The 22,875-nt window shown below is 68.1% G+C and carries 22 protein-coding genes; 15 read left to right on the plus strand and 7 right to left on the minus strand.

The window, feature by feature from the left end; genetic code table 11:
• The first annotated feature begins 109 nt into the window (after positions 1 to 109).
• Together kynU and IAG39_RS06075 are read left to right on the plus strand one after the other, a co-directional pair.
• Positions 110 to 1,360 carry a kynureninase gene (gene kynU / locus IAG39_RS06070; RefSeq protein ID WP_059377717.1) on the plus strand — a complete coding sequence of 417 codons (1,251 nt, stop codon included), beginning with the start codon at positions 110 to 112 and terminating at the stop codon, positions 1,358 to 1,360.
• Positions 1,361 to 1,437: 77 nt separating this feature from the next.
• Positions 1,438 to 2,844, plus strand: a complete 1,407-nt coding sequence (locus IAG39_RS06075) for an amino acid permease (protein ID WP_118934791.1) — start codon at positions 1,438 to 1,440, stop codon at positions 2,842 to 2,844.
• A gap of 81 nt (positions 2,845 to 2,925) precedes the next feature.
• Here IAG39_RS06075 and IAG39_RS06080 read toward each other — a convergent pair whose 3' ends face one another.
• The 4 genes from IAG39_RS06080 to IAG39_RS06095 all read right to left on the minus strand — a co-directional run bounded on the left by IAG39_RS06080 (position 2,926) and on the right by IAG39_RS06095 (position 6,165).
• On the minus strand, positions 2,926 to 3,339 hold the full coding sequence (locus tag IAG39_RS06080; protein WP_118934793.1) for a VOC family protein: 414 nt from the start codon (positions 3,337 to 3,339) through the stop codon (positions 2,926 to 2,928).
• Positions 3,340 to 3,417: 78 nt separating this feature from the next.
• Positions 3,418 to 4,110, minus strand: a complete 693-nt coding sequence (locus IAG39_RS06085) for a helix-turn-helix transcriptional regulator (RefSeq protein WP_118934795.1) — start codon at positions 4,108 to 4,110, stop codon at positions 3,418 to 3,420.
• 76 nt (positions 4,111 to 4,186) lie between these two features.
• The gene (locus tag IAG39_RS06090; protein WP_059377728.1) at positions 4,187 to 5,158 is read right to left on the minus strand and encodes a hypothetical protein; all 972 of its coding nucleotides are present in this window, start codon (positions 5,156 to 5,158) and stop codon (positions 4,187 to 4,189) included.
• On the minus strand, positions 5,155 to 6,165 hold the full coding sequence (locus IAG39_RS06095) for a tripartite tricarboxylate transporter substrate binding protein (protein WP_187774082.1): 1,011 nt from the start codon (positions 6,163 to 6,165) through the stop codon (positions 5,155 to 5,157). Before IAG39_RS06095 ends, IAG39_RS06090 begins: the two co-directional genes overlap by 4 nt.
• 162 nt (positions 6,166 to 6,327) lie before the next feature.
• Here IAG39_RS06095 and IAG39_RS06100 point away from each other — a divergent pair, with 162 nt between their 5' ends.
• Positions 6,328 to 7,284 carry a LysR family transcriptional regulator gene (locus IAG39_RS06100; protein ID WP_059377956.1) on the plus strand — a complete coding sequence of 319 codons (957 nt, stop codon included), beginning with the start codon at positions 6,328 to 6,330 and terminating at the stop codon, positions 7,282 to 7,284.
• On the opposite strand, the gene IAG39_RS06105 is transcribed toward IAG39_RS06100, so the two are convergent.
• Complete coding sequence (locus IAG39_RS06105; RefSeq protein ID WP_059377730.1) at positions 7,281 to 8,141, minus strand: hypothetical protein; 861 nt, start codon at positions 8,139 to 8,141, stop codon at positions 7,281 to 7,283. The genes IAG39_RS06100 and IAG39_RS06105 overlap by 4 nt on opposite strands.
• 143 nt (positions 8,142 to 8,284) lie before the next feature.
• Entirely contained in the window at positions 8,285 to 8,752 is a 468-nt protein-coding gene (locus IAG39_RS06110) for a CopD family protein (RefSeq protein ID WP_059377732.1), read from the minus strand.
• Between the two features lie 136 nt (positions 8,753 to 8,888).
• Between IAG39_RS06110 and IAG39_RS06115 the strand changes: the two genes are divergently transcribed.
• From IAG39_RS06115 to IAG39_RS06155, 9 genes are all read left to right on the plus strand, one after another.
• Positions 8,889 to 9,398: a sigma-70 family RNA polymerase sigma factor gene (locus IAG39_RS06115; RefSeq protein WP_118934836.1), complete on the plus strand. Its 510-nt coding sequence runs from the start codon at positions 8,889 to 8,891 to the stop codon at positions 9,396 to 9,398.
• Positions 9,377 to 10,390 carry a FecR domain-containing protein gene (locus IAG39_RS06120; protein WP_118934834.1) on the plus strand — a complete coding sequence of 338 codons (1,014 nt, stop codon included), beginning with the start codon at positions 9,377 to 9,379 and terminating at the stop codon, positions 10,388 to 10,390. The genes IAG39_RS06115 and IAG39_RS06120 overlap by 22 nt, the downstream gene beginning before the upstream one ends.
• A gap of 112 nt (positions 10,391 to 10,502) precedes the next feature.
• Entirely contained in the window at positions 10,503 to 13,118 is a 2,616-nt protein-coding gene (locus tag IAG39_RS06125; RefSeq protein WP_373429066.1) for a TonB-dependent receptor, read from the plus strand.
• Between the two features lie 79 nt (positions 13,119 to 13,197).
• Positions 13,198 to 14,244, plus strand: a complete 1,047-nt coding sequence (locus IAG39_RS06130) for a hemin-degrading factor (RefSeq protein WP_118934829.1) — start codon at positions 13,198 to 13,200, stop codon at positions 14,242 to 14,244.
• An 18-nt stretch (positions 14,245 to 14,262) separates the two neighbouring features.
• Positions 14,263 to 15,096 carry a hemin ABC transporter substrate-binding protein gene (locus tag IAG39_RS06135; protein ID WP_118934828.1) on the plus strand — a complete coding sequence of 278 codons (834 nt, stop codon included), beginning with the start codon at positions 14,263 to 14,265 and terminating at the stop codon, positions 15,094 to 15,096.
• A 37-nt stretch (positions 15,097 to 15,133) separates the two neighbouring features.
• Positions 15,134 to 16,078 carry a FecCD family ABC transporter permease gene (locus IAG39_RS06140; RefSeq protein ID WP_118934840.1) on the plus strand — a complete coding sequence of 315 codons (945 nt, stop codon included), beginning with the start codon at positions 15,134 to 15,136 and terminating at the stop codon, positions 16,076 to 16,078.
• A complete protein-coding gene (locus IAG39_RS06145; RefSeq protein WP_059377754.1) occupies positions 16,075 to 16,863 on the plus strand; it encodes a heme ABC transporter ATP-binding protein in 789 nt (262 codons plus the stop codon). Before IAG39_RS06140 ends, IAG39_RS06145 begins: the two co-directional genes overlap by 4 nt.
• Before the next feature lie 79 nt (positions 16,864 to 16,942).
• Positions 16,943 to 17,425, plus strand: a complete 483-nt coding sequence (locus IAG39_RS06150) for a YajQ family cyclic di-GMP-binding protein (protein WP_118934827.1) — start codon at positions 16,943 to 16,945, stop codon at positions 17,423 to 17,425.
• A 47-nt stretch (positions 17,426 to 17,472) separates the two neighbouring features.
• Positions 17,473 to 18,378: a LysR family transcriptional regulator gene (locus IAG39_RS06155; protein ID WP_118934825.1), complete on the plus strand. Its 906-nt coding sequence runs from the start codon at positions 17,473 to 17,475 to the stop codon at positions 18,376 to 18,378.
• A 13-nt stretch (positions 18,379 to 18,391) separates the two neighbouring features.
• On the opposite strand, the gene IAG39_RS06160 is transcribed toward IAG39_RS06155, so the two are convergent.
• Positions 18,392 to 19,837, minus strand: a complete 1,446-nt coding sequence (locus IAG39_RS06160) for an AlkA N-terminal domain-containing protein (protein ID WP_118934822.1) — start codon at positions 19,835 to 19,837, stop codon at positions 18,392 to 18,394.
• Positions 19,838 to 19,984: 147 nt separating this feature from the next.
• Here IAG39_RS06160 and ogt point away from each other — a divergent pair, with 147 nt between their 5' ends.
• The 3 genes from ogt (at position 19,985) to IAG39_RS06175 (ending at position 22,860) form a co-directional block, all read left to right on the plus strand.
• Positions 19,985 to 20,533 carry a methylated-DNA--[protein]-cysteine S-methyltransferase gene (ogt, locus tag IAG39_RS06165; RefSeq protein WP_118934820.1) on the plus strand — a complete coding sequence of 183 codons (549 nt, stop codon included), beginning with the start codon at positions 19,985 to 19,987 and terminating at the stop codon, positions 20,531 to 20,533.
• A gap of 73 nt (positions 20,534 to 20,606) precedes the next feature.
• Positions 20,607 to 21,572, plus strand: a complete 966-nt coding sequence (locus tag IAG39_RS06170) for a DUF3829 domain-containing protein (RefSeq protein ID WP_059377767.1) — start codon at positions 20,607 to 20,609, stop codon at positions 21,570 to 21,572.
• A 202-nt stretch (positions 21,573 to 21,774) separates the two neighbouring features.
• The gene (locus tag IAG39_RS06175; RefSeq protein WP_059377770.1) at positions 21,775 to 22,860 is read left to right on the plus strand and encodes a tartrate dehydrogenase; all 1,086 of its coding nucleotides are present in this window, start codon (positions 21,775 to 21,777) and stop codon (positions 22,858 to 22,860) included.
• Positions 22,861 to 22,875 lie beyond the last annotated feature (15 nt).

Here is a 22,875-nt window from a genome sequence, read left to right on the forward strand (position 1 = left end):
GTGCAATTCAATGCGGAAACCTAGGGTAATCCGCGCCTGAATTTGCAATTTATCAGCCTGATCGCGCTGATAGTATGTACCCAGAATATAGCCCCCCCCGGAGCACAGAATGAACACCCGTGAAGCCTGCGTAAATGCCGACCGCCAGGATCCCCTGGCGCCCCTGAAGGACCGTTTCGACCTGCCGCCCGGCGTCCTCTACATGGACGGCAATTCCCTGGGCGTGCTGCCCAAGGAGGCCGCCGGCCGCGCCGCCGCCGTGATCGGCCAGGAATGGGGTTCGGGCCTGATCCGCAGCTGGAATACCGCGGGCTGGTTCGAACTGCCCACCCGCCTGGGCGACAAGCTGGGCCGCCTGCTGGGCGCGCGCGAAGGCGAGCTGGTCGTGACCGACACGACCTCGCTGAACATCTTCAAGGCGCTGGCCGCCGCCCTGCGCATCCAGCAGCACCAGCACCCCAAGCGCCGCGTCATCCTGTCCGAACGCGACAACTTTCCGACCGATCTCTACATGATCCAGGGCATGATCGACCTGCTGCAGCAGGGCTACGAAATGCGCCTGATCGACGACGAGCTGCCGCTGGAAAAGGCGCTGGACGAGTCCGTGGCGGTGATGCTGCTGTCGCACGTGAACTACCGCAGCGGCCAGATGCACGACATGGCCGCGGTGACCGCGCTGGCGCACGAGCGCGGCGCGCTGGCGATCTGGGACCTGGCTCACGCCGCGGGCGCGGTGCCGGTGGACCTGAACGGCGCGGACGCCGACTTCGCCGTGGGTTGCACCTATAAATACCTGAACGGCGGCCCGGGCTCGCCCGCCTTCATCTGGGTGGCGCCGCGCCACACCAAGGACTTCTGGCAGCCGCTGTCCGGCTGGTGGGGCCACACGCGGCCGTTCGACATGACCGTGGCCTACGAGCCCGCCGGCGGCGTGCGCCGCTATCTGTGCGGCACCCAGCCTATCGTGTCGCTGTCGCTGGTGGAATGCGGCCTGGACGTGGCGCATGCCGCCGACATGGCCGAGGTGCGCAAGAAATCGCTGGCGCTGGGCGACCTGTTCATCGCGCTGGTCGAAGAGCGCTGCGCCGGCCATCCTCTCACGCTGGTGACGCCGCGAAAGCACGCCGACCGCGGCAGCCATGTCAGCTTCCGCCATCCCAACGGCTTCGAGGTGATGCAGGCCCTGATCGCGCGCGGCGTGATCGGCGACTATCGCGAACCCGAGGTGCTGCGCTTCGGCCTGACGCCGCTGTATTTCGGCTATGCCGACGTCTGGGACGCCGTCGACATCCTGAAGGACGTGCTGGACACGCGTTCCTGGGACAAGCCGGAATTCAAGCACCGCGCCGCCGTGACCTGAGCGCCGCAACATAACCCCATTGCGCGGGCCAAACCGGCCCTGTATCCACAAAGAGAGCGCGGGACCTGGAGGAGACAATGCAACAACAAAAAGGATTCGGCCAGATCGCCGAACGCGAGCAGGGCCTGAAGCGGCGGCTGACGTCGGGGCAGATGAGCATGATCGCCATCGGCGGCGCCATCGGCACGGGCCTGTTCCTGGGCAGCAAGTTCGCCATCGGCTTTGCCGGACCCAGCGTGATCATCAGCTATGCCATCGGCGGCTTGATCACGTTGCTGCTGATGGGCTGCCTGGCGGAAATGACGGTGGCGCATTCCACCTCGGGCTCCTTCGGCGCCTATGCCGAACACTACGTCGGCCCGCTGGCGGGATTTCTGGTGCGCTACGCGTACTGGTCCTGCGTGGTGCTGGCGGTAGGCACCGAAGTCACGGCCGTCGCGGAATACATGAAGTTCTGGTTCCCGGACGTGCCCGGCTGGCAGTGGGTCTGCCTGTTCTCGGCGGCGCTGATCTTCATCAACGCCATGAGCGTCAAGACCTTCGGCACGGTCGAATACTGGTTTTCCACGATCAAGATCACCGCCATCGTGGCCTTCATCATCCTGGGCGCCTACGTGGTCTGGGGCAATCCGCAGTACGGCACGGCGCTGTACACGTCGCATGGCGGGTTCTTCCCGAATGGCGTCTGGGGCATGTGGATCGCCGTGGTCATCTCGATCTTCAGCTATCTCAGCGTGGAGATGATCGCGGTGGCGGCGGGCGAGGCCGAAGACCCCGAGCGCGCGGTCAAGCAGGCGTTCCGCGCCACCATCGTCCGGCTGGTGGTGTTCTACCTGCTGACGCTGGCGCTGATCCTGGCCATCGTGCCCTGGGACGAGGCCGGCAAGGGCGGCAGCCCCTTCGTCAAGGTGATGCAGGCGCTTGAGATCCCGGGCGCGGCAGGCGTCATCAACTTCATCGTGCTGGTGGCGGCGCTGTCGGCCATGAACAGCCAGCTCTACATCACCACGCGCATGATGTTCAGCCTGTCGCGCGCCGGCCATGCGCCGTCCGCGTTCGGCAAGCTGACGCGCAGCGGCACGCCGCTGAACGCGCTGCTGCTGTCCACCAGCGGCATTGCCATCGCCGCGGTGCTGAACGTGCTGTACCCCGAGACCTCGTTCACGCTGATGATGGCGATTTCGATGTTCGGCGCGCTGTTTACGTGGATGATGATTTTCGTGACCCACTACTGCTTTCGCCGCCGCTGGGCGCGCGAAGGCGGCGGCAAGCTGTCGTTCCGCATGCCGGGCTTTCCGGTGCTGACGCTGCTGGGCGCGGGCGCGATGCTGGCCATTTTGGCCACCACCTACTTCACCAGCGTTTTCAAGATGACGCTGGTGTTCGGCGTGCCCTTCCTGGTGGTGCTGGCCGTGCTGTACCAGCTGCTGTTCCGCAGGCGTGGCGAAGCGGTGGCGCTGACCCCGCGCGGCCAGCGTTCCTGACATTGCTACGCCCGGTTCAGCCACGGGCCTGGGGCCAGCGCCTCAGGCCCGTATTTCATGAGCGCGCGGCATGACTGCGCTTCAAGCGCTGGCCATGGCCGGCGCGGGCTGCTCCGCAGCCTGTTCCTGAGGCGCTGGCGCGAACACGCGCAACCGGTGGCCGTCGGGGTCCAGCGCCACGAAGGTGCGGCCGAAATCCATGTCGGTGGGCGCTTGCAGGATGGGCAGGCCGCGCAGGCTCCAGTCCAGGTGGCGGCGGTCCAGCGCCTGCGCGTCGGCAACGGTGAAGGCGAGTTCGGTGGCGCCGCCGCGGCCGGCGGCGGCAGGTTCCACCGTGTAGCGCGACCACAGGCCCAGCATCAGGCCGGAATCCAGCCTGAACAGCGCGAAGGTGGGGGAGCTTTCCATGGGCGGACGCTGCAGCAGGGCGCTGTAGAACGCGGCGCTGGCGGCGGGCTTTTCAACGTAGAAAATCACGAAATTGGTGTCTGACATGATGCGCTCCGGGTGGTAGACGCGCTCATCTTAGACAGGGGTACTGTCAGTTTTTGGCAGTAGCTTTCAGCCGTGTTTTCAGCCGCGATTCTTTGGCGTGCGATCGATCGCGCGCCACTCCTTCAGCAGCGCATGGCGGCGCTTGGGATAACGCTCACCGGGCGTCAGCGTGGCGATGCGGTCGGTGCGGAAATGGCGGAAATCCTGGCGCAGTTCGCACCAGGCCATGACGATGCGCACGCTGTCGAAAAAACCCAGCGCGAACGGCCAGATCACCCGCGTGGAATCGGCGCCCTTGTCGTCGCGGTAGGTGATGTCGATCTTCTGTTCGCAGCGTATGGCCTGGCGGATCAGCGACAGGTCCACGCGGTCCACCACCTGCATCGAACTGGGACCGACCAGCAGCGGTATCGCGTCCAGCCCGTCGCGCAGTTCGCCTGGCAGCACGGCGCCGATCTTGGCCAGCGCGTTGCTCGCGGCCTGCGCCAGGCGCGGGTCGGCGCGGTCCGCCACCCAGCGGGTGCCCAGCACCAGCGCCTCGATCTCCTCGGTGCTGAACATCAGCGGCGGCAGCATGAAACCCGGCCTCAGCACGTAGCCCACGCCTGGTTCGCCCTCGATCTCGGCGCCTTGCGATTGCAGGGTGGCGATGTCGCGGTACAGCGTGCGGATGCTGACGCCGAGGTCGGCGGCCAGTTGGCGGCCGCTGACGGGGCGGCGATGGCAGCGCAAGGTCTGCATCAGGCCCAGGAGGCGTTCGGTGCGGGACATGGGGGCGGACGGGGATGACGGATCCATAATGCTGCCACGAAATGGCAGCAGGCGGGACCCGTCCGCAGCGGGGATGTCAGGCGGGCGGCAGGGCCATCAGCCAGTCGTGCACGCGGGCGGCCAGGTCCAGGCTGTTGCGGTCCATCATCAGCATGTGCGAATTGCCGGCGATGCCCAGTTCGGGCAGCGGCAGCAGGGTGACGCAAGCGTGCCGCCGCGCGAAATCGCGCACCCGCTCGCGCATGCGCGGCCAGCGCGGGTCCGTGTCCATGTTGTCGCCCATGAGGATCAGCGTGGGCGTGCGGTAGCCGGCGTCCAGTTCCGGGATGCTGGCCGGCTCCAGCGCCACCACGGCGCGCACCAGATCGGGCCGGGCGGCGGCCGCGCGGATGCCGAATACGCCCGCCTGCGAATGGCAGATGACGATCATGCGGCCGACCCGCTCCAGCAAGGCCAGATAGCCGCGCAGGACGGCGGCGTCGGTATGCACCCAGCGCGGCACCATCTGCGCGGCCAGCTCGCCGAAGGCTTCCACCGGGAACTGCGTATTGCCATAGGCGCTGCCGGGGCCGGGGCGGGCGCCCGGGCGGCCGATGCGAAAACGCGTGTAGCAGTCTTCCTGCGCCTGCACGATGGGGCCTTCCGGCCAGATCTCGGGGACCGGCGCGTAGCCCGAGCGGCCGCGTTCCACGGCATCGCAGAGATAGGCGTCCCAGCCGCGCCGCAGGAAGGCATGGAGCCAGCCCTGGCGGCCGTCGGGCGTGGTCTCCCACGCCGCGCCGGTCATGCCGCCGCCATGCCAGAAGGCCAGGGGCGGGCGGCCGCTGGCCGGCTCGGCCAGGAAGTACTGCGCGTACATCTGCTCGACGCGGTAGGTGCCGTTGGGGTCCAGCGCGACGGGCTGGCCGCCCTCGGCCATGACGACTTCGCGCCGCGGCAGACCGGATAAGCTGACCTCGCGCCCGCCGACATGGAAGGCGCCCATGTCGCGCAGACGGATCGGCGCGAGCGCGTCCGATGCGGCGCGGCCGGGTTCGTCCGCCATCATTCCGCCCGGATGTGGTTGGCCTGGATCACGTCCTTCCAGCGCGCGGTCTCGGCCAGCACGAAGTCGCCCAGCGCCTGGCGCGGGCCGGCGGCGGTTTCCACGCCCAGTTCGCGCATCTTGGCGGCGACCTCGGGCGCCTGCAAGGCGTCGTTGAAGGCTTGGTGCAGCGCGGCCAGCGTGGCGTCCGGCGTGCCGGCCGGCGCCATGATGCCGAACCAGGGCGTGATCAGGAAATCGGCCACGCCGGCCTCCGCGAAGGTCGGCACGTCCGGAATGGCCGGCGCGCGCTTGGCGCTGGCCACGGCCAGGGCCCGCAGCTTGCCCGCGCGGATGTTCGCCAGCGATGCCGGCAGGTTGTCGAAATACATGTCGACCTGGCCGCCCAGCAGATCGGCCGCGACCTGTCCGGCGCCCTTGTAGGGGATGTGCGCCACGTCGATGCCGGTGCGCAGCTTCAGCAGTTCGGTGGCCAGGTGGGCCGAGCCGCCCACGCCCGACGAGGCCGAGTTCAGCTTGCCCGGATGGGCGCGGGCGTAGGCCAGCAGCTCGGCCACGGTCTGCGCCGGCACCTTGGGATTGACGACCAGCACGCTGGGCACCGTGCCGACCATGGCGACGGGCGCGAAGTCCTTGACGATGTCGTAGGGCGCGGGCTGGTAGAGCGAGGGCGCGACCGTGCAGCCGAAGGCGCACATCAGCAAGGTGTAGCCGTCGGGCGCGGCGCGCGCCACCGCCTGCGCGCCGATGTTGCCGCCGGCGCCGGCGCGGTTTTCCACGATCAGGGGCTGGCCCAGGCGCTTGGCCAGGCTGTCGCTGAGGATGCGGGCCAGGATGTCGGGCGTGCCGCCGGCGGGGAAGGGCACCACCAGCGTCACGGGGCGTTCGGGGAAGGCGGCGGCGGCCGGCTGGGCTGCGCCCGCCAGCAGCGCTGCGCCGGCCAGCGCGGCCGCCATCCAGCGGCGGGGGGAAGCGCGCCAGCGCGCGGCGGTCGGGCCCAAGGGGTTCATTGCGGCAGTCTCCGGAAAGTCGGGTCGGGTGCGGAAGGCCCCGATCTGCCGCGGACTGTAGCCAAGGCCGGCGGCCTTGCCCAATGCTGGCTGCGCAAGCCATATATGTCGAAAATGGTATGGAATTTTCAAAGCATGCATTTCAGGCATAGTATGGGCGGCATGAGCGACGCCCAATCCTTGCCCTATCTGCGCCGGCTGGACATGAACCTGCTGCTGACGTTCGACGTCCTGATGCGCACTCGCAGCGCCACCGCCAGTTCAGCCCTGCTGCATAAGACGCAGCCCGCCATCAGCCGTGACCTGGCGCGCCTGCGCCGCCGGCTGGAAGATCCCTTGCTGGTGGTGGTGAAGGGCCGATTCATTCCAACGGAGCGGGCGCTGGAACTGCATTCGGCGGTGCATGACGCGCTGGCGCAGATCGAAGCGGCGCTGCGTCCGGCCGAGGCTTTCGATCCGGCCAAGGCCAGCGGCGTGGTCAACATCGGCACCGGCGCGCACAGCGAGATCCTGCTGGCGGCGCCGCTGATCGAACGGCTGCACCGCGCCGCGCCGGGCATCACGCTGCGTTTCCAGTCGGTGCACGGAGACTTCGTGCCGGACGATCTGGACGCGGAACGGTTGGACATGGCCATCGGCCTGTTCGGCAAGGTGCCGGCGCGTTTCCATCGCGATACGCTGCTGAAGGACCGGCGCGTGTGCGTGGTGTCGGCGCGGCATCCCTGGGCAGGCAAGCGCGCGCTGGCGCTGGCGGATCTGCCGTCCATCAAGTGGTTCGCCTTCGCGCACATGTATGGCCGCGAAACCAACTTCGACCGCGCGCTCAAGCCGGATGCCAGCCGGCTGGAATTTTCGGCCTACCTGTCCGGCTTCGGCATCACGCCCTATGTGCTGCTGGACACTGATTACGCCACCACCATGCCGGCCAGCGTGGCGCGGGTGCACGCCCGGCATTTCCCCCTGGCGACGCTGGAACTGCCTGCCAGCCTGCGCAAGATCGAACTGGTGATGGTGTGGCCGCGGCGCCTGCATACGTCGCCGCTGCAGGCCTGGCTGCGCGGGCAGATCCGCGAGGTGCTGCGGGAACGCGTGGACGCTCCCGCAGCCGGTGCGGCTTAGGAACCGACCTTCTTGCCCGTCGCCACGTCGATGGCCGAGCCGTCTTCCAGGCTGACGCGGTAGATCTCGCGCACCACGTTGCCGGCGAAGCCGATCTCGACGATGGACACGTCCTTGAAGGTGGTGTTGATGCCGTCCGGCAGCACGGCGTTGAACTTGTCGGACTCCTGCTTCATGGCGTCCTGCAGGCGCGTGTCGTACAGCGCCATGCTGTAGACCAGCGTGGTGTGCGGATTGTGCGCGCGCACTTCCTTGCCGTCCTGCATGATGTTCACGCCGCTCACGCCCATGGTCTTGACCAGGTCTTTTCCGGCGTCGCCCATCTTGGCGTAGACCGGGCCGGTGACGCGCGGCAGCGGGCCATCGCGCAGCGGCGCCAGCGCGGCGGTCGCGACGGTGTTGTAGCGCATCATGTCCTCGAAGCCCTGGCCGCTCTTGACCACGCCCAGGTCCAGCCACCACGGATGGCCCGCGCCCTTGGCGGCTTCGGTGGGATAGAAGTTCTTCAGCGTGACCTGCAGCGGGGCCGGCGGCTTGGGCAGGGCCTTGAGCATGCGGGCGGGCGTTTCAGGGTCGGCGCTGTGGATGTGCACCACCGTCACGTGCGGCATGTTGGGCGTTTCGGCCTCGGTCTTCAGGCCCAGCTGGAGCAGGTCGGCCTTCAGCGTGCCGTTGATCTTGGCGTCCAGGATGGCGTTGACGTCCTGGGGCAGGCGGTAGACCACGCCGTAGGTCGCCTTGTGTTCGCGGAACCCGGTCTGGTCCAGGGCGCTGTTGTCGATGGGAGCGGCGGCATGCGCGGCCGAGGCGGAAACGAACAGGCCGAGGGCGGCCAGCTGGAAGACACGCTTGATCATGGAGATTCCTTTTGTTTGTGTAAGCCCGCGAGAGTCATCCGCAGTGTGGCCAGCGCGGATGTAATGCGTATTGCACCAAGCAAAAGAATTCCGATACCAGCCTGCACATGCCCGATAGCTCGCGGGCGCCGGCTGATATCCAGCTACCCCAGAAAGACGATGGCCACGATGGCGATGCCCAGCAGCAGGTTGATGCCCACCCAGCGGCGTATGCCGCCCATGGCCTGGCCGCCCTGGGGCCAGTCGGATGCGGCAACCGCCGCCCGCAGCTGCGGGTAGAGCACGAAGCGGATGTAGGCGTAGATGGCCGTCATGACCAGGCCGCCCGAGGCCATGAGGGTCCAGCTGCGCGGCATGAAGAAGGCGCCGCCCGTCTGCGCCGCCTGGCTGGCTTCCTGGCCGATCATGATCGCGCCCGTCGCCAGGATCAGAAGAATGGCCGCCAGCACCGCATTCAGGAACGGCCCCAGCACCGCCGCCATCAGCCGCAGCCGGACCGGCGGTTCCAGCTGCGCGGCCGCCGGCCGCAGGAAACAGTGCGCGAAAAGCATGCCCCCGACCCAGAGGATCACGGCCATCAGGTGGATGAATTTGAGCGCGGCATAGAGCATGGGGCAGGCCTGTAGGGAGGAATCCGTCCCCATCATATCGCCGTCAAGCGCGGCGCGCGGGCTTGACCGGAATCATGGTTTTGCATTTAGAATGAGATTGATTTCTATTTGTGATTGAAAGTTCAGGGAGCCACCCGTGCCGAATCCCGCGGTCGCCGCCGGCGACAACGTCCATCTGCTGTACCGCGCTCATCATGGATGGCTGCATGGCTGGCTGCGCGCCAAGCTGGGCAACAGCTTCGACGCCGCCGACCTGGCGCAGGACACCTTCGTGCGGGTGCTGCGCCACCGCCACGAACTGGACGCCTTGCGCGAGCCGCGCGCCTATCTCACCACCATCGCCAAGCGCCTGCTGCTGAACCACCACCGGCGGCGCTCGGTGGAGCAGGCCTATCTGGAAGCCCTGGCCTTGATGCCGGAGGCGCTGGCGCCCTCGGCCGAGCAGCGCCTGATCATCCTGGAAACGCTGCAGGAAATCGACGAGATGTTGGCCGGCCTGTCGCTGCCGGCCCGCCAGGCCTTCCTGATGGCGCAGCTGGAAGGACTGAGCCATGGCGAAATCGCCGCCCGCCTGAACGTGTCGCTGCGCACCGTGCATCGCTACATCGCCAAGGGATTCGAACAATGCATCATGGCGTCGATCTGAACCCGCAGGCCGAGGCGGCGCCCGAGCTGCCCGCCGTCGAACGCAGCGTGGCGCGCGAGGCCGCGCGCTGGCTGCTGCGGCTGAGTTCGGGCCGCGCCACCGACGCCGACCAGCGGGCCTGTGAACTGTGGCGCGCCAGCAAGGCCGAGCACGAGCACGCCTGGCAGCGCGCGCAGCGCGTGAATGAGCGCTTCGGCCTGATCCCGGCGGCGCTGGGCATGGCCACCTTGAACCGCCCCGGACTCGGAAGCCGTCGTGCCGCGCTCAAGACGCTGATTGCGCTGGTGGCGGCCGGGCCCGTCGGTTGGGCAGCCTGGCGCGCCGATCCGCTGGACTGGACCGCGGACTACCGCAGCGCGCCGGGCGAACGGCGCGAAGTGGCGCTGGCGGATGGCTCCACGCTGCTGCTGAACACGGCCAGCGCCGTCGACGTGATGTACAGCTCCACGGCGCGCCTGCTGCGGCTGCGCGCCGGCGAGATCGCGGTGCATGCCGTGGCCGACACGGCGCCTGCGCCGCGGCCCTTCGTGGTGCGCACGAGCCTGGGAGACATCGAGGCGCAGTCCTCGCGATTCTGCGTGCGCCAAGAAGGCGGCGTGTGCCGCGTCAGCGTGCAGGAAGGGCGGATCCGCGTCGGCAGCGCCGCGCATCCGCGCAGCCTGGTCAGCCTGGAGGCCGGCCAGCAGAGCAGCCTGACGGACGCGGGCGCGTCGCCGCCATCCCCTGCGGATCCGCATGCCAGCGACTGGCAACGCGGCGTGCTGTACGCCAACCGCATGCGGCTGGACGCCTTCGCGGCCGAACTGGGCCGCTACCGTTCCGGCATCCTGCGTTGCGATCCCGAGGCCGCGCATCTGCGCATCTCGGGCGCGTTCCAGGTGCGCGATACCGATGCGGTCCTGGCGGCCTTGCCCGCGACCTTGCCTGTGCGGGTGCGCTATCGCACGCCGTACTGGGTGACGATCACCTTGCGCGCGGCTGCCGAGGCCTGAATCCGCGCCGTTACAAAAAAGGGGAGGGCCAGCTGTCCGATTCCGATTTCACGAGGGTCATGGTCTGTAGAGGCAAACGAATGCCGACACCTTTTGGATCGAAAGGACGACCATGGCTTATCTTCCCGCCGGCCGCGCAAGCGGCTCCCGACCCGCCCGAGGCCTGCAATGCCGCATGACCCGCCTGGCCGCCGCCGTGCATGCCGCCCTGGCGCTGGCTGCCGTGTCCGCCGCCTTGCTGCCCGCAAGGGCCGCGTGGGCGCAGTCCGCGCAGCAGACGCAGGCGCGCGGCTATCGCATTCCGGCGGGTGCGCTGGCCGAGGCGCTGCCGCGCTTTGCCGACAGCGCGGGCGTGACGGTGCTGTTCGACGCGGCGCTGGTGGGCCAGCGCCGCACGGCGGGGCTCGACGGGGTCTATTCCGTGAATGAAGGCTTTGCGCGCTTGCTGGCGGGCAGCGGCCTGGGTGTGCAGGAGCGCAGCGCCCGCGTTTACGTGTTGCAGGCATTGTCCGCGGACGTGACGCAGTTGGCGCCGGTCCAGGTGGAAGGCGAGGGCGCGCCGGTCGCACCGGCCTGGGAAACCAGCACCGACCGCAAGCGCCTGGACGAACTGCAGGTCAAGAACTGGAGCGATTTCGGCAAGCGCGCCGAGCCTGGCGTGAGCTTCAACCGCACGACCAACAGCATCAATATCCGCGGCCTGGACCAGGACCGTGTGCTGACGCGCGTGGACGGTATCCGCCTGCCATGGCTGGACGACGGCGCGCGCGGCCTGAAGGGCGGCCTGGAAGCGGTGGATTTCAACAGCCTGTCGCGATTGGACATCGTGCGCGGCGCCGACGCCAGCGGCGGCGGCTCTGGCGCGATTTCCGGCACTGCCGACCTGCACACGCTGCAACCGTCTGACCTGCTGACCGACGGCAAGACCTTCGGCGCGCTGGCCAAGACCGACTACGACACGGCCGACAGCAGCTGGGGCGCCAACGCCGCGCTGGCGGGCCAGATCCACAGCAACACGTTCTGGCTGGTGCAGGCGGGCGTACGCAACGGCCATGCCCTGGACAATCGCGGCGACGTCGGCGGCTATGGACCCAAGCGCAGCGAACCCAGCCCGGAAGACTACGACCAGCGCAGCTTCCTTCTGAAGCTGCAGCAGCGCGTCGAAGGCGGCCACCGCTTCGGCCTGACCGGCGAATACTTCAAGCGCAACGCCGACATCGACAGCATGTTCGAGCAGGGCGCGGGCACCAGCTATCTGTACGGCGAAAACAGCACCCGCAAGGAAACCGAGCGCCAGCGCGTGTCCTTCGATTACTCGTACAAGGCGCCCGGCGCGGACAGCCTGATCGACACGGCCAGCGCGGTCGTTTATTGGCAGCGCCTGCAGCTGGACAGCTCGCTGAGCGGCGTGCGCAGCGTCGATTCCCGGGCCTACGCCATACCGGGCGATCCGTTCCGTTACGGCTATCCCAGCGGGCCATATGGCCGCAGCAACTCCATCCGTCAGACCATGTTCGGCGCCAATGCCGAGATCACCAAGCGTCTGGCAGGCGCGTCGGTGTCGCAGTTGTGGACCGTGGGCGGGGAATGGTACGGCAACAAGACCGAGCAGTACTCCGGCGGCTACGACAATTGCCCGGCGATCCCGGCAGGCACGCGGGCGCCGATGGGTCCGCGCCTGTGCGACATGCTGCACACCAACCAGGCCGACGTGCCGCAGTCCAAGGGCAACCAGTGGGCTCTGTGGGTGCAGGACGAATTCAGCTTCGCCGACGGCCGCTACACTATCATGCCGGCGCTGCGCTACGACCACTACGAACAGAAGCCGCAGTCCACGGCCAGCTACGAAAGCAACCCGAACGCGGGCGCGCTGCCGCCGTCCAACAGCGGCAGCCGTTTTTCGCCCAAGCTGCTGGCCACCTGGAAGGCCGCGGACGAACTCAGCCTCTATGCCCAATACGCATACGGCTTCAAGGCGCCCAGCCCGACGCAGCTCTACACCAACTATGGCGGCCCCGGCACCTACCTGCGCGTGGGCAATCCCTATCTGAAGCCTGAAACCAGCAAGGGCTGGGAGCTGGGCGCCAAGATCGGTTCCGATTCCCTGGGCGGCGCGGTATCGTTGTTCGACAACCGCTACCAGAACTTCATCGACGGCGACGTGCCGCTGAACGCGTCCTCGCCCCAGTGGCAGCCGGGCTGGGCCGGACAGTACCCCTTGGGCGTGACCGGCAACGTCAACCGCGCCAAGGTGCGCATCTACGGCGCCGAAGCCAGCGCGCACTGGAAGTTTTCGCCCGGCTGGCGCACCTGGGGTTCGCTGGCGTGGGCCGTGGGCAAGGACGAAAGCACGGGGCAGTACCTGAACTCGGTGGCGCCGCTGAAGGCGGTGCTGGGCCTGGGCTATAGCCGCGATGCGTGGGGCGTGGACGCCATGCTGACCACCGCCCTGAAGCGCGACAAGGTCGAGTACCCCGAGGCCACGGCCACGGCCCGCAATCCCGATTTCCAGGCGCCCGGCTACGGCGTGGTGGACCTGATGGGCTATTGGCGTCCGGCCGCGGTGAAGGGCCTGCAGGTGCAGGCGGGCGTTTTCAACCTGTTCGACAAGAAGTATTGGGAGGCCATCAACGTGCCGACCGCCGGCGCCATCGCCATTCCGCGGCCGGTCGATTGGTACACGGAACCGGGACGCAGCCTGCGCGTCTCACTGACATACCAGTATTGATCCAGACCCGCCGCCGGTCCGGACCATACCGGGGCGGCGGCGGTTTACGCAAACCTTAGCAACGGCCGGAGGGCCCACGATGAGCAACACCGATTTCACGTCCCGCGCCCAGGAACTGCGCGCCCGCAACGAGGCCCTGGCCGCCTCGCAACCCAAGCTGCGCGCCCGCAATCTGGCGCAGGCGCTGGGAGTGTCCGAAGCCGAATGGGTGGCGGCGCAATGCGGCGGCCTGAAGGCCACGGCCCTGCACGGCACGCCTCAGGAAATCTTCCGCGAACTGGGCACGCTGGGCCCGGTCATGGCGCTTACCCGCAACGACTGGTGTGTGCACGAGCGCCGTGGCGTGTATGAGGATATCCAGGCCGAAGGTCCGGTAGGCCTGGTGCTCGGACCGGACATCGACCTGCGCGTGTTCTTCACGACCTGGAAGTCGGCCTGGGCAGTCGAACAGGACGGCCGCCACAGCCTGCAGTTCTTCGATGGCGCGGGCGTGGCGGTGCACAAGGTCTACCGCACCGACGCTACCGACGCCGCCGCCTACGATGCCCTGGTCGCCAAGTTCGCGGGCGAGGCGCAATGGCCCGAGACCCAGCCCTATGCGCCCGCCGCCGACGCCGACCGGGTCGAGAACAGCGCGCAGTGGCGCGAAGCCTGGCTGGGCATGCAGGACACGCACGAGTTCTTTCCCCTGCTGCGCAAGTTCAAGGTGTCGCGCCTGGCCGCCCTGGCGGGCGCGGGCGAGGATCTGGCGCAGCAGGTGCCGGCCGATGCCGTCGAACGCATGCTCGAATCCGCGGCGCAGTCCGGCCTGTCCATCATGTGCTTCGTGGGCAACCGCGGCATGATCCAGATCCATACCGGCCCGGTGCAGCAATTGCGCCGCACCGGCCCCTGGTACAACGTGCTGGACCCGAAGTTCAACCTGCACCTGGATACCACCGCCATTGCCTCGGCCTGGGTGGTGAACAAGCCGACCTCGGACGGTTGGGTCACCTCGCTGGAGCTGTATGCCTCGACGGGCGACCTGATCGCGCAGTTCTTCGGCGAGCGCAAGCCCGGCAAGCCGGAACTGACGCAATGGCGCGAACTGATGATCAGCCTGTGCAGCGTGCCGCTGGCCGCCTGAGCCCATAAGGACGTAGCGATGAAAAAATGGTTGGCAATGGCGGCGGGCTGGGCAATCGCGCTCGGCGCGTACGCGGCGCCGCCCGCCCGGGTAGTGACCCTGGGCGGCACCGTGACCGAAATCGTGTATCAGCTGGGGCAGGGCGGCAAGCTGGTGGGAGACGATCTCTCCAGCCTCTATCCCGAGGCCGCGACCAGGCTGCCGCGCGTCGGCTACTACCGTTCGGTACCCGTGGAAGGCGTCTTGTCGCTAAAGCCGGATCTGGTGCTGGCCTCTGAGCAGGCCGGCCCGCCGGACTCGCTCAAGCGGCTGGCGGACGTCGGCGTGCGCGTCGTCACCGTGTCGGACGCGCCGTCGGTGGATTCGCTCAAGTCGCGCATCCGCGGCATTGCGGACGCGCTGGGCGTGGCGCCGGCGGGCGAACGCATGGTGGAAGACGTCACGCGCGAGCTCGCGCGCGCCGAGGCTGTGCCCGCGACGCGCGCGCGGGCGCTGCTGCTGATCAACCGCACGGGCTCGCCGCAAGGCGCCGGCCGCGACACCGCCGCCAACGAAGTCATGCACCTGGCGGGGCTGGTGAACGTGCTGCAAGATCAGCATGGCTATAAGCCCTTGTCCGCCGAGGCCATGGGCGCGCTGGCGCCTGACCTGATCATCGTGACGCAGGCATCGCTGGACGCCGGCGGCGGCATGGACGCCTTCCTGCGCATGCCCGGCATCGCGTCCACCCAGGCGGCCGCGAAGCGGCGCATCGTGGTGATGGACGACCTGCTCATCCTGGGCATGGGACCGCGCCTGCCGCTGGCGCTGACCCAGCTCAAGCAGGAGGTTGCGCATGTCATGGCGCGTTAGCGCGCCGTTGGCGTTGGGCCTGCTGGCAGCGGCCCTGATGCTGGCGGTGGTGGCCGCCACCGCCAACGGCGCGGTGGCGATCCCCCTGCGCGAGCTGCCGTCCCTGTTGTGGGGCGCGCCCACGCCCGAGACTGCCTTGTGGCGCAATGTGCTGATCGACATCCGCTTGCCGCGCGTGCTGTTCGCGCTGGTGGCGGGCGCCGGCCTGGCGGTGGCCGGCGCGGCCATGCAGGCGCTGTTCCGCAATCCGCTGGCCGAGCCCGGCCTGATCGGCATATCGGCGGGCGGCGCGCTGGGGGCGGTGGCCGCCATCGTGCTGACGTCCGGCGGTTTCTGGGTCACCGCGCCTGCCGCCTTCGCCGGCAGCCTGCTGGCCACGCTCTGCGCCTACGCGGTGGGCCGGCGCGTGCCGGGTGTGGCGGGGCTGTTGCTGGCGGGCGTGGCCATCACGGCCATGGCGTTCAGCTTGATCGGCCTGTTCACCTTCGTCGCCACCGATGCGCAGCTGCGCGACCTGACGTTCTGGAACATGGGCAGCCTGGGCGGCGCGAACTGGAAGGTGTTGTCGTTCCTGGGGCCGTGGGTGCTGCTGGTGAGCCTGTGGCTGATGAGTCAGTGGCGCGTCATGAACGCGCTGCTGCTGGGCGAACGCGAAGCCCAGCACCTGGGCTACACGCTCAAGCGCGTGCGGGCCAGGCTGGTGCTGGCCAGTGCGCTCATCGTGGGACCGCTGGTCGCCGCCACGGGCACCATCGTCTTCGTCGGCCTGGTGGTGCCGCACCTGGTGCGCATGACGCTGGGCGCCAATCACCGCTGGCTGCTGCCCGCGACCGTCCTGGCCGGCGGTCTGGCGCTGATCCTCGCGGATTGGCTGGCGCGTACCGTGGTGGTGCCGGCCGAACTGCCCATCGGCCTGGTGACGGGCCTGGTGGGCGGGCCGTTCTTCTTGTGGCTGCTGGCGCGCGGACGGAGGATAGGATGACGCTTTCCGCGCAAAACGTGACCGTGAACCGCGGCGCAGCGCGCATTCTCACCGATGTATCGCTGGATATCCGCCCCGGAGAAGTGGTGGGCTTGCTGGGGGCCAACGGCGCTGGCAAATCCACCCTGCTGGGCGCGTTGTCAGCGGAATTGGCTGCCGATGCGGGCCAGCTGAGTTTGGGCGAGACCCCGCTTGCCGCCATGCCGCACCGGCAACAGGCGCGCCGCCGCGCCGTGCTGCCGCAAAAGCCGGGGCTGAGCTTCGACCTGAGCGTGCGCGAGGTGGTCGCCATGGGCGCCTATCCGTTCCCGGAGTTGGCGCCATCCGTGGTGGACGCGCTGGTGACGCAAACGCTGGCAGAGGCCGACGCGGCGCATCTTGCCGGGCGGCGCTATCCCGAGCTGTCCGGCGGCGAACAGCAGCGTGTCCAGTTCGCCCGCGTATTGGTTCAATGCCATGCCGCGCGCGAACGCGACGAGCCGCGCTACCTGTTGCTGGACGAACCCACCGCCAGCCTGGACCCCAAGCATCAGGGCGACCTGCTGCGGCGCTCCTGGGAGCTGGCCCATGCCGGCAATACGGGCGTACTGGTGATCCTGCACGATATGAACCTGGCCGCGCGCTGGTGCGACCGCCTGCTGCTGCTCTGCGGCGGACGCGGCATCGCGCAGGGGACGCCGGCAGAGGTCCTGACGCCGGCCAATCTGTATCTGGCCTACGGCATCGACGCGCAGGTGATTGCGCATCCCCTGCAAGCCGGCCGCCTGCTGGTGCTGACGGCGTGACTCGGGCTGCGGGGCCGGTAAAATAGGCGATACCCCGGTATTCGCCTTTTTCAACATTTACCCAACAGGACCCCGTGTCATGCCTACTTTTGACGTCGTCTCCGAAGTCGACAAACACGAACTCTCCAACGCCGTCGACCAGGCCAACCGCGAACTGGCCACCCGCTTCGATTTCAAGGGCAGCGACGCCAGGTTCGAGCTCGACGAGTTTGTCGTAACGCAGGTCGCTTCCAGCGCCTTCCAGCTCAAGCAGATGCTGGACATCCTGCGCGGCCGCTTGTCGGCCCGCGGCATCGACGTGCGCTGCCTGGACGTGGCCGATCCCCTCGAAAACCTGGGCGGCGCCCGCCAGAAGGTCACCATCAAGCAGGGCATCGAGCAGCCGGTGGCCAAGAAGCTCATCGCCGCCATCAAGAACGCCAAGCTCAAGGTGGAATCGCAGATCAACGGCGACAAGCTGCGCATCAGCGGCAAGAAGCGCGACGACCTGCAGACCGCCATCGCGCTGCTGAAGAAGACCGACGTCGACCTGCCGCTGCAGTTCGAAAACTTCCGCGACTGATCCGCCCCGCGCCAGGGTGCCGCGCACCCTGCGGACCTGGAGGGGCCATGGGACATTCCAACGAGTTGCAGCTGGTCGTCGAACTGGTGCGCGCCGGCGGCATGTCCGCCGCCGCCCGCGAGCTGGGCGTCACGCCGGCCGCGGTCAGCAAGCGGCTGGCCCAGATCGAGGCGCGGCTGGGCGTGCGGCTGGTCAACCGCAGCACGCGGCGCCTGAGCCTGACCGCGGAAGGCGAGGTCTACCTGGAAAACGCCCGCCGCATCCTGGGCGAGATCGAGGACCTGGACCAGCTGATCGCCAGCCGCCAGGACAGCCCGCGCGGCCTGCTCAAGGTCAACGCGCCGCTGGGTTTCGGCCGCAGCTACATCGCGCCCGCGATTGCGGAATTCGCCCAGAAATATCCCGAGGTGTCGCTGCAATTACAGCTGACCGACAGCCCGGCCGACTTCGTGCAGGACGCCGTCGACGTGGCCGTGCGCTTCGGCGACCTGCCCGACACCCGCCTCATCGCCCGCAAGATCGCGCCCAACCGGCGCCTGGTCTGCGCGTCGCCGGGCTACCTGAAGAGCCACGGCATTCCCGCCACGCCGCACGACCTGGCGCGGCACCAGTGCATCGTGCTGCGGCAGAATGAAGCCGCGTACGGCCTGTGGCGCTTCACCAAGGGACGCCGCAGCGAAACCGTGAAGGTGCGCGGCAACCTCAGCAGCAATGACGGCGAAGTGACGCTGACCTGGGGCCTGGCCGGCCTGGGCATCCTGCAGCGCGCCGAATGGGACCTGGCGCGCTATCTGCGCAGCGGCAGGCTGGTGCAGGTGCTGGAGGACTACGCCTTGCCGCAAGCCGACATCTACGCGGTCTTTCCGGAACGGCACCATCTGTCGGCCAAGGTGCGCATGTTCGTGGACTTCCTGGTGGCGTATTTCAGGAAGGGCGCGGAAGACCGGTGGTAAGCCCGGCGTTCGCTCAGGCCGTCCACAGGTGCTGCGCCGCGTAGGCGCGCCAGGGCCGCCAGGTTTCGGCGCGGGCCAGCAATTGCGCGGGCGTATAGGTCCGCGCTTCCAGCCTTTCCAAGGCCCGGATCAGGCCGATGTCGGCGGACGGAAACGCGTCCGGCTCGCGCAACTGGCGCAGCGCGATGTATTGCGCCGTCCATTCGCCCACGCCCCGTATTGTGCGCAGCCGGCGGACCGCATCCTCCAGGCCGCCGGCGGCATCGAACAGATGCCTGTCCGCCACCGCCGCCGCGGCGACCGCCGACAAGGTTGCGGCGCGGCTGCGCGGCATGCCCAGCGAGGCCAGCTCGGCCGCCGCCACGGCTTCAGGCAAGGGGAATACATGCGTCAGCGCGCCTTCTGGACGCGCCATGGCCGCGCCGTGCGCGGCCACCAGTTTGCCGGCCAGGCGTATGGCCGCGGCCACCGTGATCTGCTGGCCCAGCACGGCGCGCATGGCCAGCTCGAAGCCGTCCCAGGCGCCGGGCACGCGCAGGCCGGGCCGCGCGCGGATCAGCTCGGTCATCACGGGATCGCTGGCGAACTGCGCGGCGATGGCGACCGGATCGCTGGCCAGGTCGAAGACGCGGCGCAGGCGCGCGATGATGGCCGGCAGCGCCTGCAGCCGGGGAAAGCGCACCGTGGCCTCGAGCGCATCGCCGCGGCCCGGGCGCACCGTCACCGTGCCTTGGCAGCCGTCCAGCAGGACGGTGCGCGCGTAGCTGTCGTCCGTGACCTGCTCGATGCCGGGAATCGCGCGCAGCCGCAGGAAGGCCAGCATGGCGTCCCAGTCATAGGGCGGGCGGTAGCGCAGCAGCAGCATGATCTCGCCTTCTTGCGCCGCCGACACTTCCGGCTTGCCGGAGCGCCGCAGGTCGCCTGGGGCGCGCGCGAACAGGTCGTGGAAGATCTCGTTGAAGCGGCGGATGCTGCCAAAGCCCGATGCGAAGGCGATCTCGGCCATCGGCAGCCGGGTCTCGTGGATCAGCTGCTTGGCCAGCAGCACGCGCCGCGTTTGTGCCACGGCCACGGGCGAGGCGCCCAGGTGCTGGCGGAACTGGCGCCGCAACTGGCGTTCGCCCACGCCCAGGCGCTGCGCCAGCACGTCCACGCCGTCCTCGTCCAGCGCGCCCAGTTCGATCAGCTGCAGCGCGCGGGCCACGCCATCGGGCAGCTCATGCCCCGGCCCGACCTCTGGCGCGGTTTCGGGCCGGCAGCGCAGGCAGGGGTGGTAGCCGGCCTCTTGCGCCGCTGCCGCGGTGGCATAGAACGTGACGTTCTTCGACAATGGGGTGCGCGCCGGACAGACCGGACGGCAATAGATGCGCGTGGTCTTCACGGCGGTGAAGAAGCGGCCGTCGTAACGGGAGTCGCGCACTTGGATGGCGCTGTAGCAGGCGTCGTGGTTCAGGTCCATGAGATCATGCTAACGCCGCGGCGAGCGTTGGATCTAGCGGTTTTCGGACAGTGTTGTGGATGCGGCATTCCTGTCCGAAAACCGCCAGCGCAGAGCCCGCGTCAACGCCTATAGTGCTACGGTCGATCACCTACGCTGGAGTCCGCCATGCCCGTCCAAACCCAGGCTTTCTTTCTTGAGCGCGTTCCCACGCCCATCGGCCTGATGCTGGTCCTGAGCGACGAGCAGCGGCGCCTGCGGGCGGTCGATTGGGAAGACTACGAAGCGCGCATGCACCTGCTGTTGCGCAGGCAGTACCGCAAGCAGCAGGTCGAATTGCGCGATGCGGTCCAGGCGTCGCCCGCGCGGCGCGCGCTGCTGGACTACTTCGACGGCGACGTGCGCGCCATCGACGCGCTGGACGTGGCCACCGGCGGCACCGATTTCCAGCGCGCGGTGTGGCGGGCATTGCGGGAAGTATCGGGCGGCCAGTCGATCAGCTACGGCGCGCTGGCGCACCGCATCGCGCGTCCCGCCGCCGTGCGCGCGGTGGGCGCGGCCAACGGGGCGAATCCCATCGGCATCGTCGTGCCTTGCCACCGCATCGTGGGCGCGGACGCTGCCCTGACCGGTTACGGCGGCGGTTTGCACCGCAAGCGCTGGCTGCTGGATCACGAGCAGAGATGGCTTGAAAATTCTTGTGACAGGGTTGAATAGATTTGTAGCGTGTTAAGCATCTGGAGGGCATATCATGCGTCCCCTTCAGAGCAACCCGCAACAGGAATCAAAGATGTTTATGCCGCGCCCCTTGCGCATGTTCGCAGTTCTGGCCGTCACGCTGGCGCTCGCCGCGTGCGGCGACGACAGCGCCAAGAAGGAAGCGAAAGCGTCCGAGCCGACTACCGCTCAGTCCGAGATCATCAAGTACAACCAGTACGTCGACACCGCCAACAGCATTTCCACGACCTTCGAGCAGGCGCTGGAACGCTACGAGGCCTACGCCGTCCCGGCGCTGAAGGAAGGCAAGCCGCTCAAGGATTTCGTCATCAGCAACGACTCGACGATCCAGCGCACCAAGGAGAAGCTCGATCGCGCGCTGGCTATGTCGACGCCTATTGCCGAGATCGACGCGCCCGCCAAGGCGTTCTCGGATGCGTTGGGCAAGCTGGCGCCGCTGAGCCATGAACTGCAGAACTATGCTGCAGCCAAGACCTTCCTGTCCGACAACGGCGCGCTGGCGCGCGAGAAGAGCCCGGCCTACGTCGCGGCGCTGACCGAAGTCGTGAAGGCGGAAAACGGCTTCTACCGCGGCATCTCCATCAAGGACACGGCCAACACCAAGGAAGCCTTTGAAAAGGCCAAGAAGGACACGGTCGCCTATTACCGCGCCGGCATGGTCTATTACGGCAAGGCTACGATGGACAAGGCGTCGGGCGTGTTCGAGGGCAAGGGCCTGGGCGCCGACCAGGAGGCCTTCAAGCAGGAGCTGGACAAGATGAACGAAATGGCGCTGGGCTTCGACAAGAAGACGCGCGAGGCCGATGCCAAGGGCTGCACCGGCATGATGATGAACGTCAACGGCTTCCTGGCCTCCGGCCGCAAGATCCTGGAGCACACCAACAATGGCCGCTACAAGGAAGACGCGGCGCGCACCGGTGCGTTCAAGATGATGCGTCCCACCATCGAGGACGACGCCAACAGTCTGCGCCAGAATTTCAACAACCTGATCTCCGACCTGAACATCGGCCGCTGCTGATTGCTGCATGCCTGCGGCCGGTCATGGCCGCCACCTGGAACAGCGCCACATGCGGGCGCTGTTTTTTTGCGCGTTGGCTTTTCCCGCCCGCGCGCCACCTTCAACTCCAGGTAAAAGATGTTTTGAATTCCATTGCGCCCGCCGCTCGCGGGCGTCAGTACAGTGCCGACAGCATCCCACCAGCAAGGAGCCCAGTCGGCATATGAAGACCTATCGCATCGCAACCATCCCCGGCGACGGCATCGGCAAGGAAGTGATTCCGGCCGGACAGCGCATCATGCAGGAACTGGCCCGGGACGGCGGCCTGAGCTTCGAGTTCGAGGATTTCGACTGGGGCGGCGACTATTACCGCAAGCACGGCGTGATGATGCCGGCCGACGGCCTGGACGCGCTGCGCGGCAAGGACGCCATCCTGTTCGGTTCGGCCGGCGATCCGCACATTCCCGACCACATCACTCTGTGGGGCTTGCGGCTGAAGATCTGCCAGGGCTTCGACCAGTACGCCAATGTGCGCCCGACGCGCATCCTGCCCGGCATCGATGCGCCGCTCAAGCGCTGCGCGCCGGGCCAGCTGGACTGGGTCATCGTGCGCGAGAACTCCGAGGGCGAATATTCCGGCGTGGGCGGCCGGGTGCACCAGGGCCATCCGCTGGAAGCCGCGACCGACGTGTCCATCATGACCCGCGCGGGCGTCGAACGCATCCTGCGCTTCGCCTTCAAGCTGGCGCAATCCCGTCCGCGCAAGCTGCTGACGGTGGTCACCAAGTCCAACGCGCAGCGCCACGCCATGGTCATGTGGGACGAGATCGCCCTGGAGGTGAGCCGCGAGTTTCCGGACGTGGCCTGGGACAAGGAACTGGTCGACGCGGCCACCGCCCGCATGGTGAACCGCCCGGCATCGCTGGATACCATCGTCGCCACCAATCTGCACGCCGACATCCTGAGCGACCTGGCGGCGGCGCTGGCCGGCAGCCTGGGCATCGCGCCCACCGGCAACATCGATCCGGAACGCCGCTATCCCTCCATGTTCGAACCCATCCACGGGTCGGCCTTCGACATCATGGGCAAGGGCCTGGCGAACCCGGTCGGCACTTTCTGGTCCGTGGTCATGCTGCTGGAGCACCTGGGCGAGACGCAGGCCGCGGCGCGGCTGATGCAGGCGATCGAAAGCGTGACCGCCGATCCCTCTCTGCATACGGGCGACCTGGGCGGAACCGCCACCACGGAGCAGGTCACGGCAGCCGTGTGCGCGAAGCTGGCGGCTGCGGGCAGGGCCAAGGCCGCATAGGCGTAGCAGACCCGA

It is taken from the genome of Achromobacter xylosoxidans, from assembly GCF_014490035.1.
GTDB lineage: Bacteria > Pseudomonadota > Gammaproteobacteria > Burkholderiales > Burkholderiaceae_B > Achromobacter > Achromobacter bronchisepticus_A.

Coding starts and splice junctions, on each gene's coding strand:
- kynU (WP_059377717.1), top strand. CDS start 110: ATGAACACCCGTGAAGCCTGCGTAAATGCCGACCGCCAGGATCCCCTG.
- IAG39_RS06075 (WP_118934791.1), top strand. CDS start 1,438: ATGCAACAACAAAAAGGATTCGGCCAGATCGCCGAACGCGAGCAGGGC.
- IAG39_RS06080 (WP_118934793.1), bottom strand. CDS start 3,339: ATGTCAGACACCAATTTCGTGATTTTCTACGTTGAAAAGCCCGCCGCC.
- IAG39_RS06085 (WP_118934795.1), bottom strand. CDS start 4,110: ATGTCCCGCACCGAACGCCTCCTGGGCCTGATGCAGACCTTGCGCTGC.
- IAG39_RS06090 (WP_059377728.1), bottom strand. CDS start 5,158: ATGATGGCGGACGAACCCGGCCGCGCCGCATCGGACGCGCTCGCGCCG.
- IAG39_RS06095 (WP_187774082.1), bottom strand. CDS start 6,165: ATGAACCCCTTGGGCCCGACCGCCGCGCGCTGGCGCGCTTCCCCCCGC.
- IAG39_RS06100 (WP_059377956.1), top strand. CDS start 6,328: ATGAGCGACGCCCAATCCTTGCCCTATCTGCGCCGGCTGGACATGAAC.
- IAG39_RS06105 (WP_059377730.1), bottom strand. CDS start 8,141: ATGATCAAGCGTGTCTTCCAGCTGGCCGCCCTCGGCCTGTTCGTTTCC.
- IAG39_RS06110 (WP_059377732.1), bottom strand. CDS start 8,752: ATGCTCTATGCCGCGCTCAAATTCATCCACCTGATGGCCGTGATCCTC.
- IAG39_RS06120 (WP_118934834.1), top strand. CDS start 9,377: ATGCATCATGGCGTCGATCTGAACCCGCAGGCCGAGGCGGCGCCCGAG.
- IAG39_RS06125 (WP_373429066.1), top strand. CDS start 10,503: ATGGCTTATCTTCCCGCCGGCCGCGCAAGCGGCTCCCGACCCGCCCGA.
- IAG39_RS06130 (WP_118934829.1), top strand. CDS start 13,198: ATGAGCAACACCGATTTCACGTCCCGCGCCCAGGAACTGCGCGCCCGC.
- IAG39_RS06135 (WP_118934828.1), top strand. CDS start 14,263: ATGAAAAAATGGTTGGCAATGGCGGCGGGCTGGGCAATCGCGCTCGGC.
- IAG39_RS06140 (WP_118934840.1), top strand. CDS start 15,134: ATGCTGGCGGTGGTGGCCGCCACCGCCAACGGCGCGGTGGCGATCCCC.
- IAG39_RS06145 (WP_059377754.1), top strand. CDS start 16,075: ATGACGCTTTCCGCGCAAAACGTGACCGTGAACCGCGGCGCAGCGCGC.
- IAG39_RS06150 (WP_118934827.1), top strand. CDS start 16,943: ATGCCTACTTTTGACGTCGTCTCCGAAGTCGACAAACACGAACTCTCC.
- IAG39_RS06155 (WP_118934825.1), top strand. CDS start 17,473: ATGGGACATTCCAACGAGTTGCAGCTGGTCGTCGAACTGGTGCGCGCC.
- IAG39_RS06160 (WP_118934822.1), bottom strand. CDS start 19,837: ATGGACCTGAACCACGACGCCTGCTACAGCGCCATCCAAGTGCGCGAC.
- ogt (WP_118934820.1), top strand. CDS start 19,985: ATGCCCGTCCAAACCCAGGCTTTCTTTCTTGAGCGCGTTCCCACGCCC.
- IAG39_RS06170 (WP_059377767.1), top strand. CDS start 20,607: ATGTTTATGCCGCGCCCCTTGCGCATGTTCGCAGTTCTGGCCGTCACG.
- IAG39_RS06175 (WP_059377770.1), top strand. CDS start 21,775: ATGAAGACCTATCGCATCGCAACCATCCCCGGCGACGGCATCGGCAAG.